Genomic DNA, 23,653 nt, shown 5'->3' with positions numbered 1-23,653 from the left:
CATGTCCTTCGCTCCCTCGCTCTTGGCGCCTTTACGCTTGTCTCATGATCCACCTTCGCGGACTATGTTACACCACTGGTCATCCCCACGCAACCAGCCTCTGTCAGGTATATGGCATCGAAAAGCCACAAACTCGGCCGGAGGCTCACCGGCGCCGTTGCTGAGGTGTGGCTGGTGCGAATATACTTTTCCGTCTTTAATAAAGATGCGTGAGGAGGCGACGCAATGGCCGTGAAGATGAGTCAGTCTGGAACATCACACTCAAGCCGACAGCCTAAGATGTCGCTCGAGACTTTGAACTCCCTCTCCTTCCCTGCCTCTCGAAAGGTCTATATTGAGGGTTCCCTTCACAAGGTCCGCGTGCCGCTCAGAGAGATCCGCCTCACGTCCGGTGCTTCCCGCGGAGGTGAGCATGAGAGTCCTGTCCTACGCGTCTATGATACAACCGGACCCTATACCGATCCGGACTATGTCGTCAATCCCGGTCGGGGACTCAACCCCATCCGCCTTCCCTGGATCATGGAGCGGGATGATGTTATCACTCTCGAAAGGCGTTCCCGCAAGGATTTTGATCCACACCATTACCCCGAGGGCTCCCGTCGTCCTCCCCTGCGGGCAAAGCCCGGAGCACGCGTAACGCAGATGTACTACGCCCGCCGCGGCATCATCACACCAGAAATGGAATTCGTTGCCCTCAGGGAAAACGCCCTGCGCGAGGAGTGGGAGAGACATCCCTTTCGTCGCCGCTCCCATCAAGGAGAATCCTTTGGCGCCATCATCCCTGAAAGAATCACTCCAGAATTCGTACGTGAAGAGGTGGCCCGTGGCCGTGCCATCATCCCCGCCAATATCAATCACCCCGAACTGGAACCCATGATCATCGGCCGAAACTTTCTGGTTAAGGTCAACGCCAACATCGGCAACTCCATCATTCGTTCGTCCATCGAGGAGGAACTCGATAAGTTGCTCTGGGCCATTCGGTGGGGGGCGGACACTGTCATGGATCTCTCGACGGGGAAGGATATTTATGCCACGCGGGAATGGATTCTGCGTAATTCCCCTGTCCCTATTGGGACCGTCCCCATTTACGAGGCTCTGGAAAAAGTCGGCGGTCTCCCCGAAGAGTTGACCTGGGAAATCTATCGGGACACCCTCATTGAGCAAGCTGAGCAGGGGGTGGACTACTTCACGATTCACGCCGGTGTTCGCCTCGCTCACATTCCACTCACAGCCAGTCGGGTGACCGGCATCGTTTCTCGCGGTGGTTCAATCATCGCCAAATGGTGCCTTGCCCACCACCAGGAGAATTTCCTCTACACTCATTTCCGTGAAATCTGCGAGATCGTGGCCGCCTATGATGTCTCGTTATCCCTCGGCGACGGACTACGTCCAGGCTCCATCGCAGATGCTAACGACGCGGCCCAGTTCGCTGAACTGGAGACTCTCGGCGAGCTGACGAAGATCGCCTGGGAGATGGACTGCCAGGTCATGATCGAGGGACCCGGCCACATTCCCATGCATTTGATCAAGGAAAACGTTGACCGTGAGCTTGCCATCTGCCAGGAGGCTCCCTTCTATACCCTTGGGCCTCTTGTGACGGACATCGCCCCGGGATACGACCACATCACCAGCGCTATTGGAGCAGCCATGATCGGCTGGTATGGGGCCGCCATGTTATGCTACGTCACACCCAAAGAGCATCTCGGCCTGCCCGATAAGGAGGATGTTCGTGATGGTGTGATTGCCTATCGCATCGCCGCACACGCCGCCGATCTCGCCAAAGGTCATCCCGGGGCTCAACTGCGCGATGACGTTCTCTCAAAGGCGCGCTTCGAATTCCGCTGGAACGATCAGTTTAACCTTGCGCTGGACCCCGAACGAGCGCGTCAGTTCCACGACGAAACTCTCCCCTCGGAAGCCGCCAAGCTAGCCCATTTTTGCTCGATGTGCGGCCCGAAATTCTGCTCCATGCAAATTACCCAGGAACTTCGTGAATATGCCGCGCAAAAAGGAATCAGTGAAACAGAAGCGCTCACTCTTGGAATGACGGAGAAATCCCAGGAGTTCCTGTCTCGTGGAGGGGATCTCTACATTGCCGAAAGAGTCGGCGAAGGGTCAACCTAACTGGCCCCCTCGTCCGCCCCATCAGCCACCTGGTCATGAAGCGTCACCAGCCGAATGACTTCCAGGTGGCGAACTCGAGCCGGTGTTTGCACCGTTACTTCATCTCCCTCCTGTCTCCCCACAAGGCTGGCCCCGATCGGAGAGGAAATTGAGATCAGCCCCCTTTCAGGATCAACCTCATCCCCGATGACTAGTCGATAGGTGATCGTCTCCCCTGTCTCGATATCCCGCACAGTTACGATCGAACCATACGCCGCCCGATCCCGCGGAAGCTTATTCAGGTTGATCATCGAGAGATCGGAAAGCTGCTTCCGAATCTGAGCGATGCGCGCGCGTACAAACTCCTGCCGCTGAAGGGCCGATTGATACTCTGAGTTTTCCCGCAAGTCTCCGTGCTCCAGGGCTTTTTGCAGCTCGCGCGGGAGGTCGAACTTCAGCTCGTTCTCGAGCGCACGCATTTCTGCTTCCAATTTTTCCCGAATCTTCAAGGTCATGCCCCTCCCTCTTGATGATGATGCGGTATCAAGTATAACCGGACTCGCCGAAATTTCAAGATACCCATCAGTTCTCTATTGAAAAAGGACAGAAGGGACAGCAGAGATCTGACGGTTGCCGCTGGTAGGCTTGCTTTGGTCGTGATTCCGTCTAACCTTCGCGCGATCCAACCATCATCCCGCAAGCGTATGATCAAATCGCCACCCTGGGGCTCGGCTTCACGGTCACGATCGTGTTCGATTCAGCCGGAGAATCGAGGAAACGCTTCGCCCCTCCCTCTGAGGCAAGCGGCCCCGCATGCTCAAATGGCGCCGAGTCGCCGGGCTCGCAGCCAGAAACGATGCTGAATATCGGCGCCAATCTCCTCCCAGGGCGAGTTGCTTGGCCAGAAGTGATCGAGGCGCCACTTCGCTGTGAGCTTGCGGACGCCTGACCGGTTCGGGAGGTTTCGGGATCTCCGCGCCTTCAGGTACAATCCACAGCTCCAGTCTGGGATTCAGCCGCCGCTGTCCACTCGGGTGAGGTCGCGTCGCATCAAATACCCGAATGGTGATGCGATTGGGATTGATCCCTCGTTTTTGCACAAGATATGCCTTGGCATTCTCGGCCCGACGCCGCGCAATCCCCCGAGGTTCTCCCCGATCGGCATGAGCATCAATGATGAGCGTTGCCCGAGGATCCTGGACGAGCCGTTCCGCCACATCATCGAGCACAGCCTTGTGCTGATTGGTCACGCGAGCACTCCCGCGCGGGAACACGATGTCCGGCGCACGGATCGGCTCAGGTTTCCGTACGGCATGAACGATCACGCTTCGCGAGTCGGAATCCGTACCCCCTCGCCCGTCGCTGACCGTAAGAGAGATGGTGATCGTAACCGGTGGAGCACCCGGCCCGGACGTAACCCCGCCGGTATTCAAGCGCACCTGCTCCCCGCTGCCAGTCAGAGAGCCGCTCGTCACTGACCACTGGTAAGTGAGTGGGTCGTTATCGGGATCAGTCGCTCGCCCACGGATCTGGAGAATGTCTCCGTCCGTGAACTGACCTTCGACCTGCGGTGTGCCAACTACACTAACCTCAATTGCCTCGATCCTCGGCGGGCGATTGGGTGGAGGCGGAGGCGGCGGGGGAGGCACCGGAGCTAATACCGAGATGGTCTTGCTTGCCGTTGCCGTCCCTCCTCGCCCATCATCAACCGTCACCGTGACAGTTACTCTCACCGGCGGCGAACCCGTCCGTGGATTAATACCTGTCGTGTTAAGGGTCACGCGCGCTCCGCTCCCCTCGATTCGACCGGCCGTCGTCTCCCAGGTGTAAATGAGAAAATCCCCGTCCGGGTCGGTCGCCCGACAGGTGAATCCGTCGGGTTCCCCATCGTAGACCTCCTCTTTATCTGCTTCGAGCGCCGTAATCACCGGAGGCCGGTTCGGAGGAGGCGGGATAACCTTGGCTTGTCTGCGACCAAATCCCAGCGTGACCACGAACCCATTCACATCACCTTGCCGGAGACGAACCTGCACCGGATCCTCAGAAAAGACGGTGCGATCATCGGCTGCCGTCAACAATCTCCGCCAGCTCCCCCCGAAGTGAATCGAGCCCTCCCGAAGATAGAACCGTGCCCCCAGGACGAGATCCAGCGGGTTGACAGGATTGAGATTCGGCGTTCCACCTCCCACGAAAACCTTGGCATTCAGTTCGCCTGTATAGACGATATTCTTCGTCGCAACAAACTCCAGACCGGCATTCATCAACAACTCATCCCGCCGATCCAGCAAGCGAATTCCGCCGCGCTCGATGTCCCCGGTGAAGATGTAGCCGAGGTTTTGATGAATTCGCATCCGGCCATTGAAGACCTCTTCGCTCGCCAGAATGAAGGGCCCTCCATCAACCGCTCCGGCCCCTCGCCCCTGGGCGAGCGCATGAAAATTTCGCGCCGATGGCAGGCGCACCAATCCACCGGCCCCGAAACTGATCCATTTATCCGGATCCGAAAGTGCATACTTCAGGCCGAGCGTGAAATTCCCCAGTCCAGATGAGGACATCCTCGCCCCCGCATCCGTTGCAAAAGGAAAGAACGGAAAGTCATTGTAATAACTCGGGCGATCAAACGGGCCGAACCCGGGAAAGTCTCCGGCGAACGCCCCAATGGAAGGGAGAATCCCTCCGCCAGGGGCTTGTGTGCGGGGGAAGAAAGCAGTCCCTTCACGGCCGCCGCGGGGCGGTCCAAATGCCTGGATCGGGTCAGCTCCCGGTCCGCCAAATCGAAACCGACCAATGTTAAAGGAACTGCCACTCAAGAGGAACGGCTGCCGCGAGGTTACCTCCTGCATGAGATCTACTGCCCCGAATACCTCCAGCCGATTCGTAAGTCCTAACGTGAGAGTCACCGGGATCTGGTTGACATCTATATCTCCCGGATCCCGATCAAAATTGTTCCAGAGGACGCCAACCGTCCACTCCCCGCGTCGAAGCGTTCGCACGCTCATGGTGCCATACAGACCCGTGCTCGTCGCTCCGAACGTCGAGGAAACGGCATGGTAAGCCGGCTGCTCGATTCGTTCTGTTTGGCGTTGTGCCTGCGGCCAAACCTGCGCCAAAGGATTCACTGCGATAACGACAGTCGCGGCAAGCCATATCCACTTTCTCATGCATCCTCCTCTCACAACAGCACCCATTGTTCGGCCAAGTAACATCTTCGCCCCGAGTTCAACCCCCGTCAGAATGAGATCCTCTGTCAGGGCGCGTTCCTTTTCAGTTAGCTTCTGGGCAGAAACATCAGCTCCTTCCGATCGGGGATGAGCTTCAACTCGAAAGCCAGCTCATAGAACCGGTCGAGACCCGCCTGTTTCTGCGCGTCCAGATCATACACGACACACTGAGCGAAATAACTCCGAAGATAATCAGCGGGCAGCTTCAACTCGTTGACCGCTGCCCGGATGATCTCCGGGATATGCTCAACCCCCTCACGGCGCGCCCGCTCAAAGGAGATTGCCTGCAGTTTCTGCCATCGGTCGCGGCGCACCGCCCAGAGCGCAAAAACCAGCGGTAGACCGGTAAACTCGTACCAAAGACTGGCATAGTCGTAGAACCGCAGCTCCTGTCGGCGAAACCGTACGCTGAGGGCCGGATCTCCTATAAGTAATGCTCCGTCGGCGACCCGCAACATTTCGTCCAGATCGGGATTCCAGGGAAGATAACGAACCTGCCGCCCCAGAAAATACTGGAAAAAGATCCGCGTCAGAGCCGCCGACGTTCGCGACGATATGTCCAGGGCCACCGTTTCGATCTCCTCCAGAGGCTTGAATGAGGCCAGAAAAACGCTTCGTACTTCCCGGTGCGCCGCTACCGCCACCCCCGGCACCAGCGCGATCCCTTCCATGCGCTGGTATTCGATGGCCGGGATTAAGGCGGCATCCACCTCCCCGTCACGCAATAACGCCGCACAAGTCGCCGGTGACGTATTGGGAACGAAGTGGCATAACGGTCGCTGCGCGCCTCGGAGGAAGCTGTAGCAGAGGGGGGCTGAATTGAGGTAGGTCGAACCGGCAATAACTGGTTTGTCCATCGCTGCTCACCATTCTATCATCCGCGTCAGCCTCACTTGAGCCCTGCTGCCCGGCGGCCTTTACCCGCTCTGCATCACTCCGTACGCTGGCTATGGTACGCAAGTCACACCTTTTTGGCAAGCGGTTTTTCAACCAGCAGGTACCACTGTCCTTCCGTCTCATCGTGCAAAAGGGTGAAGTGGTCATCTCCCACCTGCACATCGAAGCGATTTACCAGCCGACCATCCGACGTAAGTTCTCGTACAAGCCCAATCACCGAGGTAATCACATAAACAGTTCCCAGGTAATGAAACGACGCTGGCCTCTCGTCAGCTCGATAACCGGAGTATTCTCGCACATCAACAGGGACTTTGATCACCGATCGCCCCTTGCGAAAAGACTTTCCAGCAAACGCTCTCGTGAAACCCCACGAAATCGAACGCGTTTGATTCGACTCGTCATTCCCGCCATCAGTTCCACATCGGATCGCCGAACCCCTACCATTTTCGCCAGGAAACGAAGGCACTCTTCCGTCGCTCGTCCCTTTACCGGCGGAGCTGCGACGCGCACCTTGAGCACGCCCCCGTGAATCCCTACGAGCGCCGTGGTCGCAGCCCGAGGCTGAACGAACACGGTGATTTCAACCCCCTCCGCCGTCTCCCGAGTTTCAAGGTTCCCACTCATCCAAGAAACACTTGACGCACAAACCATGCTGCAATCATCAGGAGGAAGTATGCGATAACCGGAGTGAAATCAAACACTCCGACCGGCGGAACGTGTTTGTGCAAAAGCTCCAGAAGGGGTCCGCTCATCCTCCGGACAAATCTCGACAATCGCGTTCCATACACGCCCAACCAGGAGAAAATGACGTGAACAATGACGCAGGCCATGAGTAGCGAAATCACTCCCAGCAAAGCATGGCCCACGAACATCCGCAGAGCGGGGATAACGGCCCCTCTCAGCGCAAGAGTCACACTGCGTGCCATTCCCATCACAAACTCATGGAAATCGGCGAGAAGCTGAAGCCCAAAGGCAGCCGCGATAATAAGCAGGATGATCAGAAGCAGTGGGGCGATGTCCACCCGCGATTGCCAGACGAGGGGATTTTTCCTGAGCGGACCAAGGAAGGGTTCGGTCACGCGCCGCAGTGTAAAGGGCAACCATCCGAACGGGTTGAGCCCGATCCACTGGACGATCACCCGCAGGAGTGTGAGTGCAATCACTCCTGCAACCAGAAGAATCACGCCCCATCGTACCAGAGCGATGAACTGAGAAAACCAGATCATCTCTGTCGTTCTCCAAAGATAGCCGTTCCGATTCTCACCATCGTAGCCCCTTCTTCAACGGCGATCTCAAAATCGTGGCTCATCCCCATGGATAACTCCGTCAGCGGCTGCGAGAAGATCGCCTGTTCATTCAAATCTCGCAGTAACTCGGCCAGTTTCCGGAAGTAGGGTCGGACCTTTTGAGGATCCTCGAAGAAAGGAGGAATTGCCATGAGGCCGCGCACATCTAAATGGGGCATCGAAGCCAGCGCTCGGGCAAGCTCTCCGAGATCTTCCGGGGCTATCCCGTGCTTTGTCGGCTCCCGGTCGAGCGCCACCTGAATCAGCACCGGAATCCTGCGCCCAGCTTCAGCCGCCGTGCGATTCAGTCGCTCCGCCAGATGCACGCTGTCTACCGACTGGATCCAATCGAACAGGGGAACGGCCTTCCTGACCTTGTTCGATTGAAGGTGTCCGATGAAGTGCCAGCAAACCTCTTGTGGCAGGTAGGAGATTTTTTTCTCCGCCTCTTGAACCCGATTCTCACCGAAATCCTTCACCCCGTACTCGATAGCCTCTTGAATGCGCTCCACCGGGACCGTTTTTGTCACTGCAATTAAACGCACCTTTTCAGCCTCTCGTCCGGCGCGGTGAAGCGCCTCCGCGATGCGATGTCGCACACTCTCGATTCGCTCCGCCAACTCGTTCATCGTCCGCACTATAGCAAAGCCCACACAACCGGAGCAAGACCATGACTCAATCGTCTCAAAGCTGAAACCTCGATGCGTAAATTGTTGCATCCCAAATGGCTGTTGAGAATCATACGCAGAGCCTTTTTTGCGCCCAGTCCCGGGTCTCGATGTCGGAAGGTGGCTCCCGTGCGCCGCATCATCGCTCCCACTCGGCTTGGGCCCAGTATGCCGGTTGACGCAAGACCTGAAATCTGCCATATATGTTGTCGGAAGGCGCGAGCCTGTCGGAGAAAATGCGACAACGACGTCAAGGACAACGGTCGAGTGCCCTCTCACGTCTAAGGCGTGTGTGAATCCAACGATCAACAACTCGGGCTGGCTGACAGCGAAGGAGGAAACGACAATGGCTGCCGTTCAACCCATCCCGCTCGACCCTGAGCGGAAGCACCCCCAGGCCGAAGAGTTCGAGAAGAAGTTGCTCGAACGCATCGTCGGACAGGAACGGGCTGTTCGCCGAATGGCCAACTTGTTCCAGATCTACCTGGCCGGGCTCACACCACCGGGGCGCCCCATAGGATCTCTCCTTTTCCTCGGACCCACGGGGTCGGGGAAGACCCGCGTGGTCGAAGCAGCCGCTGAGGTCCTCTTTGGCGATCCCAATGCTGTTGTCAAAATTGACTGCGCCGAATTTCAGCATAGCCATGAAATCGCGAAGCTTATCGGGTCGCCCCCCGGTTATCTCGGACACCGCGAGACTCCCCCGCTCCTCACACAAGAAAACCTCGATCGCTACCACACCGAGAATCTCAAGTTGACCTACGTCCTGTTTGACGAAATCGAAAAAGCCTCTGACGCGCTGTGGCAGCTGCTTCTGGGAATCCTCGATAAAGCCTCTTTGACACTCGGGGACAACCGCCGGGTGGACTTTTCCCGCTGCATCATCGTCATGACCTCTAACCTTGGAGCCAAGGAGATGGCCGATCTTATCTCCGGCGGAATCGGGTTCACACCGCGTCAGGGGCAGCAGGACTCGGTCGTTGACCAAAAGATCTACCGGACGGCTCTGGAAGCGGCCAAGCGCAAGTTCTCGCCAGAATTCATGAACCGCATTGACAAAGTCGTCGTCTTCCGTTCGCTCAAGGACGAGCACCTGCGCCGCATTCTCGATATTGAGTTGAAGATGGTACAGGAACGCATCCTCAAGTCCCAGGCGCCGAAATTCATCTTCACCTGTACCGACGCGGCCAAGGAATTCTTGCTGCGCGAGGGAACCGACTATAAATATGGGGCTCGCCATCTCAAAAGAGCCATCGAACGATTCCTTGTGTTCCCCTTGTCCAATCTCGTGGCCACACGACAGGTTGACACGGGAGACCTGGTCACCGTCCATTACGATCCGTCCTCACCCGATCGTATGATCTTCACAAAGGAAGTCGGGGGAGCGCTGGTGGGGAATTATCTCAATCTTTTCGGCGAACACCTTATGCCGCCATCACCCCACAAAGAACGGGGGAAGGCTGCTTCATCGAGCGGGAAAATGTCCTGAGCCGGATTCCAGGATCATCGGCCGAGGATTTCTTCCTCCTTGGCTCGGGCCAGCTCGTTAACCCTGACGATGTGGGCGTCGGTGAGCTTTTGAACCTCCTCGATGGCTTTCCGTTCATCATCCTCGGAGATCGCCTTTTCTTTGAGCAACTTTTTCAAGCGATCATTCGCGTCCCGCCTAATGTTGCGGATGGCCGTGCGGTGCTCCTCCGCGACATCACCAACGATCTTGGCCAGGTGCCGCCGCCGCTCCTCGGTCAGCGGCGGAATCGGGATACGGATGATCCGACCATCATTGGAGGGCGTCAGACCGAGATCCGAAGCAAGGATGGCGCGCTCAATAGCACCCAGGAGAGAAGGATCGTACGGCTGAATGGTCAGCAGTGTCGGCTCCGGCGCATGAAGTTGTGCTACCTGATTCAGTGGTGTGGGAACCCCGTAATATTCCACTGTGATGTGGTCCAAGATGCTCGTAGAGGCTCGTCCCGTACGGAGCGAGGCGAGCTTTCTCCGACAGTCCTCCACCGCCGCTTCCATCCGGCTCCTGGCGTCACGAAGTATCTCCTTAATCATGAGCCGTTTTCCTCCTCTCAGGCGGTTTCTGACAGCTTGGCGACGACGCGGGACCCCACTTTCTCTCCCAGCACGACCCGCTTGATATTTCCGGGAACCCGCAGGTTGAAGACAATAATGGGCATGGCATTATCCATGCACAGCGTGATCGCTGACGAGTCCATGATCTTCAGTCCCCGTTCGAGGACATTGAAATAGGTCAGCTCGTCGAGCTTAACGGCGTGACTGTGGATGGCCGGATCTTCGGTGTAAATTCCGTCTACTTTAGTCGCTTTGAGGATCACATCCGCCCGGATCTCCAAGGCCCGAAGGGCAGCCGCACTATCGGTGCTGAAATAAGGATTTCCCGTACCCGCGGCGAAGATAACGACGCGACCCTTCTCCAGGTGGCGGATGGCCCGTCGCCGGATGAAAGGCTCAGCAACTGCCCGAATTTCGATCGCCGTCTGGACTCGCGTCGGCACACCCATCTTTTCCAGGGCATCCTGCAAAGCCAACGCATTGATGACGGTGGCCAGCATGCCCATGTGATCGGCCGTCGTTCGGTCCATGCCCCGGCCGCTTGCTTCAATCCCTCGGATGATATTCCCACCCCCGATCACAATCCCGATCTGAACTCCAAGATCGTAGGTTTCCTTTACCTCCTCGGCAATCGTGCGGAAGACGTCAGGATCAATCCCGTAGCCTCGGTCACCCATGAGGACTTCTCCGCTGAGCTTCAGCAGGATCCGTTTATAAACCGGTTGGATCGCTGTCTGGTCTCGCACGGTCTTCTCCTTTTTCCGTGCCGTCGTCTTGCGCACGATATAAGAGGCTATTCGTTAGTGGCGGCCGCCGAATCCGGATGTTCTCCCCGATCCGGGCGATCATCTCGGTGAGCAGTTGCCCGATCGTCTTGGTGGGATCCTTGATAAAGGGCTGCTCCAACAGGACCGTCTCAGCATAAAATTTTGCCAATCGGCCCTCGACGACCTTTTCGATCACGTGGTCCGGTTTGCCCACCATCTTAGGATCTTGCAATGCCTGTTCACGGGCGATCTCGCGCTCCTTGGCCAGAATCGCTTCAGGGACGTCCTCCTTTCGCAAATACTTCGGATCGGCTGCACAGATGTGCATGGCCAGATCCTTGACGAACTGCTGAAATTCGGCATTGCGGGCCACGAAATCGGTTTCACAATTGACTTCGACCAAAACCCCGATCTTATTGCCGTGATGAATATAGGCTCCAATGCTCCCCTCGGTTGTGGCGCGCCCTTCCTTTTTCTTTGCTGACGCCAGACCTCGTTTGCGTAATATTTCGATAGCCTTTTCTTCGTCGCCCCCTGCTTCCTGTAAGGCGATTTTACACTCCATGAAGCCAACTCCGGTTTTCTCCCGAAGAGCTTTGACAGCACTCGCCGGTACATCCACCATAACGAGTCTCCTCCTTCTCTATCCCTCCAGTTCCGCGACGATGTCCCGATCGGCATCCAACAGGACCACCGCCGACACGGGCTCGCCTTCGCCTGTCGCTGCACCGACATCAGCGGTATCGGCGGCAGAGGCCGCGACTTTTCGCTCGGCGGCTGCCTGCGCACCTTCGGCTTTCGCTTCAGTTGGCACCTCGGGCAGCTCTTCCTTGGCCATCTGGCGACCCTCAATGATAGCGTCGGCTATCTTGGAGACAAACAGCCGCACTGCTCGCAACGCATCGTCATTGCCCGGGATGGGATAATCAATTCCCTCGGGATCACAGTTGGTATCCACGACGGCCACGATGGGAATGCCCAGCCTTCTGGCCTCTTTAATAGCGATGGCCTCCTTTTCCGTATCAATGACAAACAGCACATCGGGAAGGCGCGTCATGGTCTTAATGCCCATGAAATTTCGTTCGAGCAGCGCGCGCTTGCGTTCCAAGCGAATGGCCTCCTTCTTCGGAAGCTGAGCGAAACGCCCATCCGCCTTCATCTGTTCGATCTCCTGGAGCCGACGGATGGATTTCTGAATCGTCTGGAAATTCGTCAGTAAGCCGCCCAGCCACCGCTGGTTGACGTAGAACTGACCACAACGCTGAGCCTCTTCCGCGATGGCATCCTGCGCCTGCCGCTTCGTCCCGACAAAGAGGAACGTTTTGCCCTCGCGGGCGGCCTCGGTGACAAACTTCACGGCCTCGCGGAAGTATCGCTGCGTCTTTTGCAGGTCAATGATATGAATTCCATTGCGCTCGCCGAAGATAAACTCTTTCATCTTCGGGTTCCATCGGCGTGTCTGGTGTCCGAAATGAACACCCGCCTCCAGCAACTCTTTCATGCTAATAGTCACCACCGCTCAAGTCACCTCCTGGATTGGTTTTTGTACTCGGCCGTCCTCAATTCGGGGAGCCCCGAACAACCAATCAGGGCGACGACCGATGGGATCAAACAGATAACTCTCCTCCCGGCCACGGGGTTCAACAGATCCTGCGCAATTAGCCTGGTACTGCGACTTACCGTTTGGAATATTGGAATCGCTTCCGGGCTCCCTTCTGTCCATACTTCTTGCGTTCCTTGACACGGGGATCGCGGGTGAGCAATCCCGCCTCCTTCAGCGTCCTCCGGAGATCGGAATTGAAATTGGTCAATGCCCGTGCCAGACCATGCCGTATTGCTTCCGCCTGTCCCCGGATTCCTCCTCCCCCCACCGTTGCGAGGACATCGAATTTGTTAACCGTATCCGTCAGCAGCAGCGGCCGGCGAATCTCCGCCACGAGCCGCTCGATAGGGAAATATTCTTCCAGTCGCCGTCCGTTGACGATGATCTCCCCTTTTCCCGGTCGAAGGAAAACTCGCGCTGTCGCCGTCTTCCGTCGCCCCGTCCCGTAATACTGGATCAGTTCTGCCATCTCCCCCTCGCTAATCAAAGGTTAAAATCTCCGGCTTTTGCGCCTGATGCGGATGTTCCGGACCCGCATAGACTTTTAGCTTTCGCGCCATCTTCTTCCCCAGCGGGGTCTTCGGAAGCATCCCTTTAATTGCCAGCTCAACGACTCGCTCTGGATGTTTGGCCATGAGGTGTCGTGCCGTCGTCTCTTTGAGACCTCCCGGATATCCCGAATGCCAGCGATAAACCTTCTGCCGCCACTTTTGCCCTGTAAACACCACGTTCGCCGCATTGATCACAATCACATGATCCCCCAGATCGAGAAACGGAGTGTAGGTCGGCTTGTGCTTCCCCATCAGAAGTGGCGCAACCCTCGACGCCAACCGTCCCACGGTCATCCCGGTGGCGTCAATCAGATACCATTTGCGTTGCTTCTCAAGGTTCTTTCCGCTCGGAACAAATGTCTTCATTCCCCTATGCCTCACGAAGTCACATCACAACAGATGAAGCCTAAGAATAGCCAAACCTCCCAGAGTGTGTCAAGCAACGGCCCCACGCGTGAATCCACGGCGAGAAAGCAAACCCGGATGGCAACATTTCCACCGCGGTTTTTTCGGTCAGCAATTCAGTCCTTCACACCACCGGGTCCCACCCTGTTCATCCCCGATCTCCAGATCCTGGCACCGACTTTTCACCTCAGACTGACTCTTCACCACGACGGTCTTCTGTCACCACGGGTGGGCGAGCCGGTTCATCCAGAAGCTGAGTCGTCCGCTCCGTAACAGACATCGGCACCCCACTCGAGGGAAAACTTGCGATGGGAGGCACTTCTTCCAGCCGACGCTCAAACGGTATGGATTCCGCCGCCTCTTTGGGTCGCAAGCTCCGCCTCAGCTTATAGATCCCCCACCAAAGGGGAATAAATCCCATTATCGCGGAGGCAACTCCAAGCAACGTAGCGACCCGTTCCGGCTTCCCCGGAAGAAGCGCAAAAAGCATCATCGCCACCATGAGCACCACTGCACTCGAGGTAATGGCTTGAAAGGCAACCCGCCCCTGGGCAACAAGGTGCAGCAGTTCAACCTCAGCCGGTGTGGAGATGACCAGAGGGGCACCACATCGCCGACAAAACCGGGCACCGCGCGGATTATCCGAACCACAGGCATCACAGGTGAACCCCTGCAACTCACGCAGGGCGATTGCAGCGACAGCTTCGGCTTCCCGCGCCAGAACAGGTAAATCCCCTTTCGTAATCAATCCCACACCCGAGTGCTTCAAAGAATAACTGAAGGTGACCTGAGTCGCTCGTTCTCCCACTGGCTTGAAGCCGAGAAACAACGAGATCGGGTATTTGAGTACCTCTAGAGAAAAACTTGTCCCTCCTCGCCTGGCCTGGAGCGGCTCATCACTTACGACGTGATAGCCCATCTGCTCCAACGCCGTCGCCAATCGGGGGCGAAGGCTTTCAACCGTCCCCGGAAGTACCAGCTTGAGATCGCACTCCACCGTGTCCAACCCAAACCGGCTACTCATGATGACGGCCTTGAGCTGCATCTCCATTTACTCCCCGGTGATCCGTCTGGAGACTTATACCACAACACACCTGAGCCCACAATGCGATGCTGAAGATATTCCCTCCGTGTCCACCCGTGAAGCACATGATTAAGCTGCCCGTCTCGCCTGGTAGCCTCACCGTAAGGGCAGCGGTAAAATTTTTTCGTATGAACTGGTGGTCGCAACGCAGTGTCACCTTTGCTGACCGCGCGAGCGCCGGCTCTCGCCTTGCTGACCGACTCCTCCACTATCGGGGACTAGATCCGCTTGTTTTGGGGATTGCTCGTGGCGGCGTCGTTGTCGGAGCCCCAATCGCCCGGGCCCTCGATGGTCATCTGGAAGTCATCGTCCCGCGCAAGCTTCCCATTCCCTTCAATCCTGAGGCCGGATTCGGAGCCGTTGCCGAGGACGGTACCGTCTATCTTGATCACAGCCTGATGGAGGCGTGCCACCTCACAACCGAAGATGTCGAACACATCAAGGGCAAGGTCCTTGAAGAAATTCACCGTCGGATCGCGCGCTATCGAGGCAACCGCCCTTTACCTGATATGATCGGTCGAACCGTGATCCTCACCGACGACGGTCTGGCCACCGGATATACGATGATGGCGGCCATCGTCAGCGTCAGAAAAAATCACCCGCATCGCGTCGTCGTCGCTGTCCCCGTGAGTCCGGAACGAACGGCTGAAACTGTCTCTCACATGAGTGATGAGTTCATCTGTCTTCTCACTGTTGACACTCCCGTTTTTGCCGTTGCCTCCTTTTACGAAGACTTCCACGATCTGACCGACGAAGAGGTAATCCAGTGCCTCGCCGCATTCCGGAAACACCAGGAGGGCGGCCTTCGGGATCATAGCAGTTGTTCGTAGCACTGCTCCATCAACCGCACCTGATCCTGAATCCGGAACCTTTCTTCGACGCGGCGTCGCGCGGCGTCACCCAGGCGGGCGCGTCGGTCGGGATTGCGGGCAAGCAGTAGAATCGCCTCGGCGAGCAGATAAGGATCGCCTGGAGGAATAAGAAGTCCATCGTGTCCGTTGACGACGATCTCGTTCACTCCGCCACCGCAAGCAGCGATGACGGGTTTGCCGCAGGCCATGGCTTCGATGATCACCCGCCCAAAGGGCTCCGGTTCGACCGAACAATGCACCACGATGTCAAGGTCCCCAAGGACCGTGGCAATATCTCTGCGAAATCCCGTGAAGATAACACGTCCCTCCAGGCCGAGTTGCTGGACCAGTCGCTCAAGTTCCCCCCGATAGTCACGGTGTCCTGCTGTCGAGTAAATCACATCACCGACGAGAAAGAACGTCGCATCGGGAATTCGGTTAGCGACCTCTGCTGCTGCTTTAACAAAGATGTGCTGTCCCTTCCAGGGCGCGAATGCCCCCACCATCCCGATCCAACAGCCGTCGTGATGCCTGCGCTCTTCCGGTGATGGCCTGAAAGTCTCAACATCCACACCGTTGTAGATGACCGCTATTCTGGATCGCCGTGGGAATTGATCGGCTACCGCCCGCGAATTAGCAATGAGAAGGTCGGGAAAGGCCTCGGCGCAGAGCGCGAACCACGGAAACCCTCTCCGATGAAGATAGAAATCATGAAGATGCCAAACCATCCGGCATCGTACCAGGGGCGACAGGAGACAGGTCAGGATATGGGTTTTCAGGCTGTGGGAATGAATGATTTGAATTTTTTGGTCATTCACGAGTCCAGCAAGTTTCACCAGTCCCCGGACAAGCTGTGGCCAGCCGCTGAGAGCGCGAAGATAATCCCTCGGCTGAGAATAGCGACCGAGAAAACCACCTCTGCCGAAGAGATCCATCACCCTCACCTGTGCTCCGAGGGCCTCCAGTTCCCCGACGAGCGGTCCCGGCCGGGGAACGACGATCCAGGGGTCGTACCGCGTCCGATCCAGAAACCGAATGACATCGAGCATCACGCGCTCGGCTCCTCCAAGTTCTGCGCTCGCGATCAGGGAGAGAACCTTGATCGGTGACGACCCGTTCATCTCAGCTCTCCTCAATGATTCGCCGATAGACCTCATTGGTGAAACGTGCTGTACGCTCCCAGGTTAAGCAGGCTACGCGCTCCCTTCCCCTGCGAGAAAGCGTCTGCTGCTTCTCAGGGTCGCTCAATATCTTCTCTATAGCATCGGCAAACGCCGATGGGGTATTGTCGTCAACGAGCAGACCGGCCTCACCGATCACTTCGGGTAAAGCAGCGGCGCGCAGCCCGACGACCGGAGTGCCTGCGGCCATCGCTTCCACTGCCGGTAGGCCAAATCCCTCATACGTTGAAGGAACGACCACGACATCCGCCGCCACGTAAGCTGCCGCGAGATCTTCTGCCGTCGCGTTGGCGATCAGCCGCAGAGAAGGCTGAAGCCCGTGCTCCTCGATGACCCTCCGGTCTTCCGGCCTGAAGCTCTCTCCAATATGAACCAAGACCGCGTCCCTCCTTCGCTCCCGAACCAGTTCGCTTAAAGCCAACAAGAGAACCCGGATGTTCTTCCGTTCATCGCATCCCCCGACGTGCAGTATCACGCGGTCCCGATTGTCAATCGCATATCGTCGCCGAAAGGCTGCTCCTGCTTCGGGTCCCCTCACCGTGATATGATCTGCCCCCAGGGGAACCACTGCGATTCGATGCTCGGGATAACCGAGAAACTCTACAATCTCCCGCTTGACAAACTGAGAGTCGGCAATCAACCAGGATGCCTGCCGGAGATGATCCATCACCCAGAGGAGGACCTCCCTTCGTATCCATTCCCGAAGAGTTCGTGGCGTTGAGCGGATAACGCGCAGGGGATAGAGGTCATGAACCGTGATGACCGTTCGCTGAGGATTCAGCCGACCCACGACATGCGCATAGCTGTGATCGAGAATATGATTCACATCGGCTGACCACCGCGCCGCCTTCCGGGGATAGACCACATAGCGCCAAAAGTAGCGAAAAACTTCCCTTTGTTCGGACGATCCCTCGCGTTTACGTCCTCTGATTGGGTCAGGCGGGCCCACGCGCACAAGGACAATCTCGTCCTGATGGTTCACACGACGAAGGTGGCGAGCCAGGTGTTCGGCATACAGATTCATGCTCTTCCATCCTTCAAGTTCCAGATCGGGGAAAAGGGAGATTCTCATCGTTTGCGTGCAGTCGGGTCCTCTGGACGTTCACCGTGCAACCATCGGCTTGCCTTCATTCTCCTACCATATGCGACAGGGTGAGGGCACGGCGTTCACTCGCCGTGCTTCGTTCTCACTACTTCGACGAGGAGCGCTTTCAATTGCCTAGCCAGTAGATCGTAGTCAAACATTTCCCGTGCAATCTGACGCAGTCTCATGCCCTCCGCGAGCAATTCCCGCTGGTGAAGCAGTTCACGAATGCGCTCGGCCAGCCGGCGAGGATAATCCGGGTCAATGACGCCCTGACAAGGAACGAGCATCCCCTCCGGGAGAACCCGAGCTGCCTCTCCCACACGTGTAGCCAGAACGAATCGGCCGCAGGCCAGATAGAGTGGCAATTTGCCCGTCGTGCGCACATGACCCACGAGATCGTTTGTCTGCGTTGACAGGCATACGTCCATCGCGTTGATGTACTCAGGCAGTTCCTCGTAAGGGACCCTTCCGACGAAAACCAACCGATCGGCGACCCCGAGTTCCCGGGCTCTCTTTTTCAGGAGCGGCAGGCCATCGCCGTCGCCGACGATGAGTCCTTTGACCGGTTCCCCGATGAGCCACCTCATTGCTTCCACGAGTTCCATCCCATAGCACCAGTTCAATGTCGGACTCCAGCGGCAGGTCCCCACCACTCCCACGACCAGGGCGTCGTTTAACCCGAGATCCGCCCGAAGGCATCCAGCTTGGCGCGGAGTGAAAATTTGCGTATCCACTCCGTCCGGGATCACGACCACATTTTCCACCCCTCGCTCCTTCAAGACGTCCTGAAACGTTGTGCTGCGCACGACGATCCTGTCTGCCACAGCAAAGGCGAGCGATTCCAACCGCTCGGTCAACCACAATCCCACTGCTGTTCGCCCGAGTGATCGCGCCAGTGCTGAAATGACATCCCCCGTTTCAATGATAAGTGGCCTCCTGCTCACCAGCTTGTAAAAAACACCGGCGAGGACTCCCGAATAGCCCATGTCAAAAACGTACACAATTTCCGGTCGCGCATCGGCAAGGTTCACGATGAATCGAAGGATCGCCAGGACCTTTCTCCTCCCCCGGCAAAGGACAATGATGCTGCTGTCCGGTCTCAGCCGATCAGCCAGACTCTCAGCTCGTCGCGCTAAGGCACCACCGGGCTCGTCGTTGACGACAAACGCAACAGTTCGCCTCATGGGCTTCCCTTTCGCCCAACAATTTGCTCGTAGACGGCCAAAGTCTGCTCGGCGGCGCGATCCCACGTATACGAAGAGACTGCCTCGCGCCCGGCCTGCCCCATCTCCTTCCGCCATCGCTCGTTTCGCATCAACTGACCGATGTAGTCCGCCATCGCTGAGACATCCGACGGATCTTCAACGACGATTCCGTTCCGAAGATGCTGGATGACTTCTGCCGCGCCTGCTCGACCTGTCGTCAGCACGGGCAGTTCGCTGGCCATCGCTTCCCAGATCACCATGCCATGCGCATCGTAGATTGTGGGGTAAAAAAAGAGATCGCAGGCTGCATAATAGGCTTCGACAGCGCGCGTCGGCCCTACGAACATCACCCTGTCGCGCACGCCAAGTCGCTCGGCGAAGCGGGCGTACCGGTGCGCAGGCCGCCGGGAGACGCACACGAGCTTCACCTCGGGAACCAGAGCACAGGCTCGAAGCGCTTCGACGCACCCTTTCTCAAGGTCACCGACATAGAGCAACAAAAAGTCGTTGTCAGAATAACCGAGTCTGCGGCGAACGTCCTCCCGGAAAGAGGCTCGATTGCGCGGATGAAACCGCTCACTATCAATTCCCGGTCGGATGACCCGGACGTGCGACTCCCGACCGTATGCGTGGGCAATATCCGTCTTGAGTCGCTCTGAGACGGCGATGACCCACTGTGTTTGTTGTTGGCGGAACATCCGGCGCTCCCAGGGAAGTACAAGGTGTACAAATGCCTTCTCCCTCATGGATTGCGCCTGCTGCTCAGAATGCCGGGCCTTTGCCCAGGCAGACAAACAAAAGTGAGCCGTTACCACATCCTGAGAGAAGGAGGTGAACCCCTGTGCGTGCACGATGTCGAATCCTCGGGCGCACGGGGTGGTGGAAAACAGGGGAAAGGTCAGAATCGTGGTGAGCGCCGTCGCACGCCATGCCATCACGCGATGGTAAGCGAGATTTCCCTTCGCCAATCCGATGCTCTCCGGTTGGTCGAACCGATTGGCGAAAACATGAACCTCATGGTCGCGTGAGAAGCGGCGGGCGAGTTCCACGGTATACCGGCCCTGCCCGGTGGTCTCGGTGAAATCATGGACAACGAGTGCAATTCTCATTGAGGCTCGGAGACGACGCGTCGCCTCTCCCCCCGGACAGACAGGGCGGCGCGTCGCGCGCGGACGATGAGCGCCTGGGCATCCGGCGACCGGGCTGGCGCATACCAGTATGCGTGTCCGCGTCGGCGATGCAGCGCCGAGAGTTTGTAGAGTCCTCCCAACAAAAACCACCACAACATACCGTGAGGGATGCTCAAGAATGGAGACCCAACGAACGTCCCCACTCCGATCATAATCGTCCCGCTGAAAATGCCGAGTGCAATATCCCTCTCGTCAGTCTGATTGAGGTCACGCACCGCCCGCGCTCCCCCTTTGAGCGCGATTCCCAGGATGACCGTCAAAAGGATCAAGCCAATAATTCCCATCTCGACCATAATCCGCCCGAAGTCACCGTCAGCGAAAATCGGGCGAAATGTGGGATACCATTTACCGAGAAAGAGCGGTACCCCGTGCCCGGTCTGTCCCAATCCATGCCCCCAGGGAGATTCCCGGATTGCTTCCCAACCCGCTCGCAAAGGCTGTGAGACCCGACCGAGGAAAAGACCCGGATCGAACAAAGTCGCAAATCGAGCCGCTGCCCGGCCTTCCGTCAACACGATACCCATCCGGATGCCCAGGCCAATGAGAACTGCCGCCAGAATATATATGCGGAGATTTCGCCGATAAGCCCACAGAACGCCCAGACCGATGAAGACCATCACGAATGCCGCCCGCGTTCCCGTCAAAACGAGCGCGACCATCATCGGGATGATCCCCAGAAGAAGGGCCGCCCGAAGGAGCCGCCGGGTTTGAGGGCTCATGGCGAGCATCAGCGCAAGGCACGATCCGTAGGCCATCATAGTCCCAAAGGCGGCTGCCGAGACAAAGGTCGAGAAGATACGAAATTCCACTTCCCCTGTCGGCGTCACGTAGGTGGCGAAGGGGTGACGCTCGGCGACCAGCTCATCTTCGGGGAGAATTCTTTCGGCCCCAACGATGTACTGATAAAGCCCGTAGAAGCCCGTCAGCACCGCCAGGCTCACGATGAGCAACAGGTAAGCTCGCACCTGCCTGCCCGAAACAATCACATCATAGCCGAGTAAGAAAGCCACCGTGAAAAAGCACCATCCCCGGAAGGCCGACAATCCGATGAGAAAAGGGGTGTCAGAAGCAAGTGCGTAGACGAAACAGAGGGCATAAAAAACAAGCAGCACCTTCGTCAGCGGAGTATCCGGCAAAAGCGCCCGCCCCCGTCGCGCTCGCGTCGTCAGCCAGAACACGAGAGCAAGGGCCAGGACGATGTCAAAGAGAAAGTAGCTGAGGGGCGACGGATAGTGATCCTTGATGTAGGCCAGGAAAAACCCGATCACAATCGCCATCGCCAGCGTCAAGTGAATCAGCCGATCCCGCTCCAGCAAGGCTGACAAGTCCCGTCTCATAGCATCGTCGGGGACATTGGTTACCATTGCTGACAATGGATTGTCAACTACCTGCTCAGGCTTTCCGACAATGATAAAAGGCGGTGACGCCGAGCTGCCGTATTCCTGGCAAGGATTCGAGGATCGGTTCCAGAGCGCAATTGAGCGGGAAGAGCCAGTCGGGGAGAAACGAGAAAACGAAAATTTTGACCGAGTGAGAGATGATCTCAAATCCGGACTCCTTGAGAGCGGAGATGAGTTCCCGGCGGCCAAGGAAACGTTCATACAGATCACCCGGCTTCCGGTACTGAGCAAATTGCCGGTCCAGCCGACGCAGCCGGACCCAGGCTCGCTTGAGCCAGCTATGGAAGCCGGCCCGCGTCGGTGTCGAAAGGACCAAATGCCCTCCCGGACGCAGCACCCGATGCGCTTCCGCCAGGAACGTGCGATAGTGAGGCAGGTGCTCGATCAATTCCCACGAAATGACGGCATCAAAGGACCGCGACGGAAATGGGAGTGCCCCCGCTTCAGCCTGAATGAAATGAGCCGTCATCTTATTTGCTGATGCCATCTGTCGTCCCAGGGTCACACACTCCCAGCCGAGATCCACCCCGATCACCCAACGAGGTGATGTGAAGTGGCGCCCTAGCAGAAGCGTCCCATCGCCCGGACCACACCCAACATCGAGGACATCGCAGCCGCTCATCCCTTGCAGAAACCCCAGCACGATCTCGATGCGCCGCCGGCGGATGTGCCGCACCGCTTTTCTCCCAAAGCCGAACTCGGGAGTGAAATAATAACGGTAGGCAAAATTGTCCCGCACCGCCTCAAGGGGTGGCATTCTGAGGCCCAGCGGATGCACGTCCGTCGAAAGTTTTTTTCCGAATGGCACCATCATACTTGGTCTGCGTATCGTCAGGAGAGGGACGGGTGCTCAACCCGCCCTTCCTCTGTTTGGCGAAGGGGCCGGGAGGGATGACGCTTACTCTTACGCCTCGGAAATGATCACTTCTTCGCGCAGTGGGTCCCACCGAACCCGCCGACCCAGTCGGTAGGAGAGGTTGACCATGTGAACCGTGACGGCCGAACGGTATCCGATCTCTACCGGCGCATTCGGTGTCCGTCGGCTGCGGACGCACTCGATGAAGTTTCTCACATGGTTGACATCCGGCGTCGTCCCCGGTTGCTTCAGCCGGTCATTTCGATTGGGATAGTACCAGAGACTATCCTCAACTTTCCCGGTGACGGGATTTGTCGCGCCCAAGAGGCGCTCGATGGTTCCATCGGTCCCCAGGTACCGCTCACCGATTCCGTGAAAGGGGTTGGCGAGCGTACCCGTCCAGCTGACCGTCACCCCCTGAGCGGGAAAATCCATTATGGCGCTCACCGTGTCAGGCACTTCGCGCCCATCGCGCCAGACATAAATTCCGCCGGATGCATAAACCGTCTCCGGAATCGGCAAATCGAGCGCGCGCAGGATGAACGCAACCTGGTGCACCATCAGCTCGGTGACGATGCCGCCGGCATAGTCCCAGTACAGCTTCCAGTTGATGAATCGGAAAGGATCAAACGGTCGTACCGGAGCAGGACCGAGGAAGGCCTCCCAACGAACATGCTCGGGTCGAACATCCGAAGGAACTGGACGAACCCAGGTGATTTTCCGACTCTTCCAGGCTTCAACCGCAGTGACCTTCCCTAACATCCCGCTGGTGACGAATTGCTGAACATCAGTGAGCCATCCCGAACTCTGGTGCTGAAGCCCGATACTGACGATCCGATCGGACATCCTGGCCGCATCACGACATTGTTTGGCTTCTTCGATGCTATAAGCCATCGTCTTCTCACAATAAACGTCTTTACCCGCACTCAGAGCATCGAGGAATTGGCTCGCGTGTAAATGAAGCGGCGTAGCAATCATCACGGCATCAATATCCTGGCGGTCGAGTATCGAGCGATAATCGAAATAGGCGGTAACGCCGGGGACGAGCCTCTGCACCTCTTGATGCCGTGCGTCGTAAACGTCGGCGACGGCGACAACCTCTACGTTATCGTTCCATAATGCCTGGCGAATGAGCTGCTGTCCCCACTCGCCAACCCCAATCACACCCAGGCGCACGCGGTCATTGGCCCCGAGTATCGAGCGTGATCCCAGAGTC

At 57.4% G+C, this 23,653-nt stretch carries 24 protein-coding genes; 3 read left to right on the top strand and 21 right to left on the bottom strand.

Annotation, left to right across the window (positions count from 1 at the left end):
• Positions 1–279: 279 nt before the first annotated feature.
• A complete protein-coding gene (thiC, locus tag VNM72_04700; protein ID HXF04699.1) occupies positions 280–2,124 on the top strand; it encodes a phosphomethylpyrimidine synthase ThiC in 1,845 nt (614 codons plus the stop codon).
• Here thiC and greA read toward each other — a convergent pair.
• From greA to VNM72_04665, 7 genes are all read right to left on the bottom strand, one after another.
• Complete coding sequence (gene greA, locus VNM72_04695) at positions 2,121–2,618, bottom strand: transcription elongation factor GreA (protein ID HXF04698.1); 498 nt, start codon at positions 2,616–2,618, stop codon at positions 2,121–2,123. The two genes, thiC and greA, sit on opposite strands and share 4 nt — an antisense overlap.
• Positions 2,619–2,843: 225 nt before the next feature.
• Positions 2,844–5,264 carry an OmpA family protein gene (locus VNM72_04690; protein ID HXF04697.1) on the bottom strand — a complete coding sequence of 807 codons (2,421 nt, stop codon included), beginning with the start codon at positions 5,262–5,264 and terminating at the stop codon, positions 2,844–2,846.
• A 107-nt stretch (positions 5,265–5,371) separates the two neighbouring features.
• Positions 5,372–6,181, bottom strand: coding sequence for a menaquinone biosynthesis protein (locus VNM72_04685; GenBank protein ID HXF04696.1), 810 nt, complete (start codon positions 6,179–6,181; stop codon positions 5,372–5,374).
• 104 nt (positions 6,182–6,285) lie between these two features.
• Positions 6,286–6,540 carry a hypothetical protein gene (locus tag VNM72_04680; protein HXF04695.1) on the bottom strand — a complete coding sequence of 85 codons (255 nt, stop codon included), beginning with the start codon at positions 6,538–6,540 and terminating at the stop codon, positions 6,286–6,288.
• Positions 6,537–6,845: a DUF167 domain-containing protein gene (locus VNM72_04675; protein HXF04694.1), complete on the bottom strand. Its 309-nt coding sequence runs from the start codon at positions 6,843–6,845 to the stop codon at positions 6,537–6,539. The genes VNM72_04680 and VNM72_04675 overlap by 4 nt, the downstream gene beginning before the upstream one ends.
• A complete protein-coding gene (locus VNM72_04670; protein HXF04693.1) occupies positions 6,842–7,447 on the bottom strand; it encodes a YggT family protein in 606 nt (201 codons plus the stop codon). Before VNM72_04670 ends, VNM72_04675 begins: the two co-directional genes overlap by 4 nt.
• Positions 7,444–8,136, bottom strand: a complete 693-nt coding sequence (locus VNM72_04665) for a YggS family pyridoxal phosphate-dependent enzyme (protein ID HXF04692.1) — start codon at positions 8,134–8,136, stop codon at positions 7,444–7,446. The genes VNM72_04670 and VNM72_04665 overlap by 4 nt, the downstream gene beginning before the upstream one ends.
• A 385-nt stretch (positions 8,137–8,521) precedes the next feature.
• Here VNM72_04665 and VNM72_04660 point away from each other — a divergent pair, with 385 nt between their 5' ends.
• Positions 8,522–9,664, top strand: coding sequence for an AAA family ATPase (locus VNM72_04660; GenBank protein ID HXF04691.1), 1,143 nt, complete (start codon positions 8,522–8,524; stop codon positions 9,662–9,664).
• A gap of 14 nt (positions 9,665–9,678) precedes the next feature.
• On the opposite strand, the gene frr is transcribed toward VNM72_04660, so the two are convergent.
• The 7 genes from frr to VNM72_04625 all read right to left on the bottom strand — a co-directional run bounded on the left by frr (position 9,679) and on the right by VNM72_04625 (position 14,628).
• Positions 9,679–10,236, bottom strand: coding sequence for a ribosome recycling factor (frr, locus tag VNM72_04655; protein ID HXF04690.1), 558 nt, complete (start codon positions 10,234–10,236; stop codon positions 9,679–9,681).
• Positions 10,237–10,253: 17 nt separating this feature from the next.
• Positions 10,254–10,985, bottom strand: coding sequence for a UMP kinase (pyrH, locus tag VNM72_04650; protein ID HXF04689.1), 732 nt, complete (start codon positions 10,983–10,985; stop codon positions 10,254–10,256).
• Positions 10,969–11,649: a translation elongation factor Ts gene (gene tsf, locus VNM72_04645; protein ID HXF04688.1), complete on the bottom strand. Its 681-nt coding sequence runs from the start codon at positions 11,647–11,649 to the stop codon at positions 10,969–10,971. The genes pyrH and tsf overlap by 17 nt, the downstream gene beginning before the upstream one ends.
• Before the next feature lie 18 nt (positions 11,650–11,667).
• Entirely contained in the window at positions 11,668–12,540 is an 873-nt protein-coding gene (gene rpsB, locus VNM72_04640) for a 30S ribosomal protein S2 (GenBank protein ID HXF04687.1), read from the bottom strand.
• A gap of 160 nt (positions 12,541–12,700) precedes the next feature.
• Positions 12,701–13,096, bottom strand: a complete 396-nt coding sequence (gene rpsI, locus VNM72_04635) for a 30S ribosomal protein S9 (GenBank protein HXF04686.1) — start codon at positions 13,094–13,096, stop codon at positions 12,701–12,703.
• A 10-nt stretch (positions 13,097–13,106) separates the two neighbouring features.
• A complete protein-coding gene (gene rplM / locus VNM72_04630) occupies positions 13,107–13,544 on the bottom strand; it encodes a 50S ribosomal protein L13 (protein HXF04685.1) in 438 nt (145 codons plus the stop codon).
• Positions 13,545–13,770: 226 nt separating this feature from the next.
• Positions 13,771–14,628: a zinc ribbon domain-containing protein gene (locus tag VNM72_04625; GenBank protein ID HXF04684.1), complete on the bottom strand. Its 858-nt coding sequence runs from the start codon at positions 14,626–14,628 to the stop codon at positions 13,771–13,773.
• A gap of 167 nt (positions 14,629–14,795) precedes the next feature.
• On the opposite strand from VNM72_04625, the gene VNM72_04620 reads away from it, so the two are divergent.
• A complete protein-coding gene (locus VNM72_04620; protein HXF04683.1) occupies positions 14,796–15,497 on the top strand; it encodes a phosphoribosyltransferase family protein in 702 nt (233 codons plus the stop codon).
• On the opposite strand, the gene VNM72_04615 is transcribed toward VNM72_04620, so the two are convergent.
• From VNM72_04615 to VNM72_04585, 7 genes are all read right to left on the bottom strand, one after another.
• A complete protein-coding gene (locus VNM72_04615; GenBank protein HXF04682.1) occupies positions 15,479–16,639 on the bottom strand; it encodes a glycosyltransferase in 1,161 nt (386 codons plus the stop codon). The genes VNM72_04620 and VNM72_04615 overlap by 19 nt on opposite strands.
• Before the next feature lies 1 nt (position 16,640).
• Positions 16,641–17,771, bottom strand: coding sequence for a glycosyltransferase family 1 protein (locus VNM72_04610; GenBank protein HXF04681.1), 1,131 nt, complete (start codon positions 17,769–17,771; stop codon positions 16,641–16,643).
• 95 nt (positions 17,772–17,866) lie between these two features.
• Positions 17,867–18,970, bottom strand: coding sequence for a glycosyltransferase (locus tag VNM72_04605; GenBank protein HXF04680.1), 1,104 nt, complete (start codon positions 18,968–18,970; stop codon positions 17,867–17,869).
• Positions 18,967–20,100: a glycosyltransferase family 4 protein gene (locus VNM72_04600; protein ID HXF04679.1), complete on the bottom strand. Its 1,134-nt coding sequence runs from the start codon at positions 20,098–20,100 to the stop codon at positions 18,967–18,969. The genes VNM72_04605 and VNM72_04600 overlap by 4 nt, the downstream gene beginning before the upstream one ends.
• A complete protein-coding gene (locus VNM72_04595) occupies positions 20,097–21,518 on the bottom strand; it encodes a hypothetical protein (protein HXF04678.1) in 1,422 nt (473 codons plus the stop codon). The genes VNM72_04600 and VNM72_04595 overlap by 4 nt, the downstream gene beginning before the upstream one ends.
• Before the next feature lie 55 nt (positions 21,519–21,573).
• Positions 21,574–22,338 carry a methyltransferase domain-containing protein gene (locus tag VNM72_04590; GenBank protein HXF04677.1) on the bottom strand — a complete coding sequence of 255 codons (765 nt, stop codon included), beginning with the start codon at positions 22,336–22,338 and terminating at the stop codon, positions 21,574–21,576.
• A 147-nt stretch (positions 22,339–22,485) separates the two neighbouring features.
• On the bottom strand, positions 22,486–23,653 hold a 1,168-nt coding region (locus tag VNM72_04585; GenBank protein HXF04676.1), incomplete at its 5' end, for a Gfo/Idh/MocA family oxidoreductase.

The sequence above is a fragment of the Blastocatellia bacterium genome (assembly GCA_035573895.1).
Lineage (GTDB): Bacteria > Acidobacteriota > Blastocatellia > HR10 > HR10 > DATLZR01.
The sequence above is the reverse complement of the archived record's forward strand: the minus strand, read 5'-3'. Positions and strand labels throughout refer to the sequence as shown.